Source organism: Protofrankia sp. Cr1 (assembly GCF_963555865.1).
Taxonomy (GTDB): Bacteria; Actinomycetota; Actinomycetes; order Frankiales; family Frankiaceae; genus Protofrankia.
Genome location: NZ_CAUVXO010000307.1, coordinates 3,709 through 7,064 on the forward strand (window position 1 = coordinate 3,709; position 3,356 = coordinate 7,064).

The 3,356-nt window shown below is 63.6% G+C and carries 5 protein-coding genes and 2 pseudogenes; 1 reads left to right on the forward strand and 6 read right to left on the reverse strand.

The features are described 5' to 3' along the window. Positions 1–283: pseudogene (locus U9980_RS19840) on the forward strand (hypothetical protein); the annotation flags it as partial. A 171-nt stretch (positions 284–454) separates the two neighbouring features. Here the strand turns inward: U9980_RS19840 and U9980_RS19845 are convergent. The 6 genes and pseudogenes from U9980_RS19845 to U9980_RS19860 form a co-directional block, all read right to left on the reverse strand. Continuing rightward, positions 455–940, reverse strand: coding sequence for an SRPBCC family protein (locus U9980_RS19845; RefSeq protein WP_416210332.1), 486 nt, complete (start codon positions 938–940; stop codon positions 455–457). Then, complete coding sequence (locus tag U9980_RS19850; protein WP_322769292.1) at positions 924–1,280, reverse strand: metalloregulator ArsR/SmtB family transcription factor; 357 nt, start codon at positions 1,278–1,280, stop codon at positions 924–926. The genes U9980_RS19845 and U9980_RS19850 overlap by 17 nt, the downstream gene beginning before the upstream one ends. A 524-nt stretch (positions 1,281–1,804) precedes the next feature. Further along, the gene (locus U9980_RS28665; RefSeq protein WP_416210333.1) at positions 1,805–2,137 is read right to left on the reverse strand and encodes an immunity 53 family protein; all 333 of its coding nucleotides are present in this window, start codon (positions 2,135–2,137) and stop codon (positions 1,805–1,807) included. Continuing rightward, positions 2,110–2,382, reverse strand: a complete 273-nt coding sequence (locus tag U9980_RS28670; RefSeq protein ID WP_416210334.1) for a hypothetical protein — start codon at positions 2,380–2,382, stop codon at positions 2,110–2,112. The genes U9980_RS28665 and U9980_RS28670 overlap by 28 nt, the downstream gene beginning before the upstream one ends. Then, positions 2,367–2,552, reverse strand: a complete 186-nt coding sequence (locus tag U9980_RS19855; RefSeq protein WP_322769293.1) for a hypothetical protein — start codon at positions 2,550–2,552, stop codon at positions 2,367–2,369. Before U9980_RS19855 ends, U9980_RS28670 begins: the two co-directional genes overlap by 16 nt. A gap of 426 nt (positions 2,553–2,978) precedes the next feature. Then, positions 2,979–3,356 (reverse strand): annotated as a pseudogene (locus tag U9980_RS19860) (hypothetical protein); the annotation flags it as partial.

Sequence of the window (3,356 nt, forward strand, 5' to 3'; positions counted from 1 at the left end):
GGGGTCGTCACCCGGACCGGCTGCCAGCGTGCTGTTCCTCAACCAGGCCGTCGTTGCGCTCGCTCTCGGGGAGCTCGTCAACAGCCTCACCCCGTGGCGGGCCACAGCGCAGCAGATTCTGCTCGACCTCGTCCAGCCACGACTGACAACCTCTCCGCCGACAGCGACCCGACCTGTCCCGTGTGCGGCCCCGACGGCATCCGCGGGTCAGGGACGATCGGCCAGCACCGGCGCCGGCCACAGCACCAAAGTGCTCACCAACGGCGGTAACCAGGGCGGGTGAAACACGTTCTCATCTGCTCGCGTCTGCGGGCGCGGTCAATGTCCGCGAGGTGGTCGACGTCGAGAATGTGGACGGTACGTGCGTCATCGTCCTCACCGTTGCGGGTCAGCATGATCCGCTCGTGCTACGTGCGCACCCGACATCCACCGGACAGGCCCTACATGAATGAAACTAGATGAGCGAGACTGCGACCTGCTCGAGCAGATCCATCGCCGTCTGCATACCGCTTTCCATGCCCGAGTTGATGTGGCCGTCACGGTGCTCCTGGGTCTTGTGCTGCACCAGGAGCGTGAAGGTTGTGCGTCCGTCCTGCTCGGTGAACGTCATCGTGGTCACCGCTGCCGCTTCGGGCACGCCCTCGTAGACCTCGGTCGAGACGATGCGCTCGTTGGGGATGATCTCCCTGTACTCACCGTGGAACGCGACCTGGAACCCGCCGTTGGTCACCATCACCCAGCGCCACGACCCACCGACCCGCAGGTCGATGTCGGCCACCGTGACCTCACCCCGGTCAGCTGCCCACCAACGCTTGACGAGCGCTGGGGTCGTCCACGCCTGGTAGACCAGATTCCTGGATGCGTCGAACTCCCGCGTGATCATGATCTGCGTATCCGTCGGAAGCGTCACCACCGCTGTACCGCTACTCGTCACTGCCACCGTCTCCTTGCTCCTTCCCTGTGAGTTCCTCCAGTACGACGTCCAGCGCGTCGAACCGGTCGTTCCACAACCGTTCATACTGCTTCACCCAGTCGTGGATGGGCTTCAGCGCGTGGCCGTTGAGCCGGTACATCCGCTGGCGCCCTTCATCACGAACGTCAACCAGGCCCACCTCGCGAAGGACCTTCAGGTGCTTGGACACCTGCGACTGAGCCAGGCCGAGGAGCGTGACGAGGTCGTTCACGGGGCGCTCCCCGCCGGCAAGGACGTCCAGGATCTGCCGCCGCCGGGGCTCGGCCACCGCGTTGAACGCATCCGTTGTCGTCGCTGCCCGCGCCACAAGGACATAATATTCCTATATGGGAATACGTCAAGGGCGGCTCGTGCGCGGCAACGTCACCCGGCGGGGCGACCGCCAGGGCGACCGTCGGCAGCCGGTACAAAGGAGAAACCGAGCAGACGCTGCTGGACACGGCCCTGCGGGACCATCCACACGTGTTCACCCCCGACCGACTGTGGGTGATCGAACCGAAACTTCCCGACACCGGCGCTGGCCGCGGCCTACCACTGGCAGTGGGTCGGCTCGGCCTCTCCCACCCTGGTCGCCCAGCTCAGCCTGCAAACCGTCCGAGGACACCGTCTCCCCACGTTCACGGTCAGGGCGAGCCTCGCCCAAGACCCTCAAGCGCCTCGTCCCGGCCCTTCTACCAGAGCTGATGCACTGATCGATTGAGACCGCCCCTGTGCCAAGAATCCTGACGCACGACACGAAGGCCGGACACCGCCCAGTCTGCCCACGACCCGCGGTGGGATCGAAGTCCAGCTACCGCACATCCCAGGGCTTGATATCCACCCTCAAACGGTCTATTCCGGAGCACGAGGGTCAATCGAACCACATTCTTCCGCAAATCGCTCGAATACCTCCAGTGCGCGATTGAGTTCTTGCGGGCCGCAGGCCGCTATGAACTCACGCCCATCTGACCTGTAGTGGAGCCACGCCGTTTCGGATTCATCATAGCGAACCCAGTCTAATTTGCGACCCGCGAGTTCTGTTCCCTCTACATTGACTGTAAGCATCCAGCCGGGGTTATCCAAAGTCGTGATGCGGATGCCAAGTGCATGTTCCCAATCGCCATCACAATGGCGAATATACCACTCTTGTAGATAGTCTAGCGAGCCCACTCGGGTATCTCCCATTGTTCCGCGGGACGAGCACCACCAGGAACGTTACGGCCCTGTACGTGCGGCGTCGGGACGCTTTGGCCCGCGACCTTGTTGAAGTGTGGATCGCCGATAACGTCAACCCGCTTATCCATGATCCATGGTTGTGGATAACCCGGGTACGGATTAGGCTCCCACGTGGCATAATGCGTAACATTGCCCGTATCAGGATCAGTCCTAAAGGTAGTGTGCGGACCGGTTGCGTTCAGATCCGGACGCAACCGGTATGGCGCGAGGCCGAGGGGGTCGAGCTCCCGATAGCACGCAGGCGAGCGGTGTTGGCCTCGGCCAGCTCGGCCTGGCCTCGCAACCGGACAGCCATCTCCCGCACCGCATCCGGATCACCCGGAGTTGGATCACCCTCCAGCTCCAGCACACCCCAGTCGCCCACCGTGGTCCTCCCGCATCCTCACCGACCGTCGCGAGCGGCCCACGACCACACGCTTACAGTCATATACATAGGGTAACATACCCTGATATAATCGGCAACAATGGTCCAGAAAATCTGGCTCCTTTCTGGGCTCAGGCGTACTCGCCGGCCGACGCGGACGGCTTTACCACAGCGACCGCACCCTGGACACCCGAGAGGAAAGCGGGCGCTAGGCGGTACCCGCAGGAGCCGCCGCCCTCTGCTACCCGATCGACATCTGCACCGCGTTCGCCACGCTCGTTCACGACAGCCAGACGACCGGTGCGTTCCGCGGAACACAGAACCCGGCAACGGCCGGCCGTTCGGCACTGTTCCGCAGCGCACTGCCTCCCCGGGGATCCCGACCGCTCGACCCGACGATCGCCGATACCATCCAGGCCCGTAGCCTCAAGCATGCCAGGCCGTGATCAGATCATCCGGGCCGACCGTCCGGATCGGCAGGCCTGCGACGACACCGTTCCGGCTGATGGCAAGCAACTCGGTGGCCGGACCGGCCCCCGGTACCGCCGCCGTATCACGGACCAGGGTGGCATGGTCGTGCCGGTCAAAAGGCTTCACCGTCTGCCATGTGATGCCGCCGGTAAACAGAATCCGGGTGGCGGGACCGGGGTGCGTAGGCCGTTGAGGCCATCCTGATGACCGGAACCACCTACCGCGGGCCGGTGTGAGCCGCAACAGTAGGTGGAATCGGCCGTTATGATGACGTTTTCTACCTACGATCCCGCTGTATCTGGGTGTTCCGCGGAACACAGAATCTGACCGCGA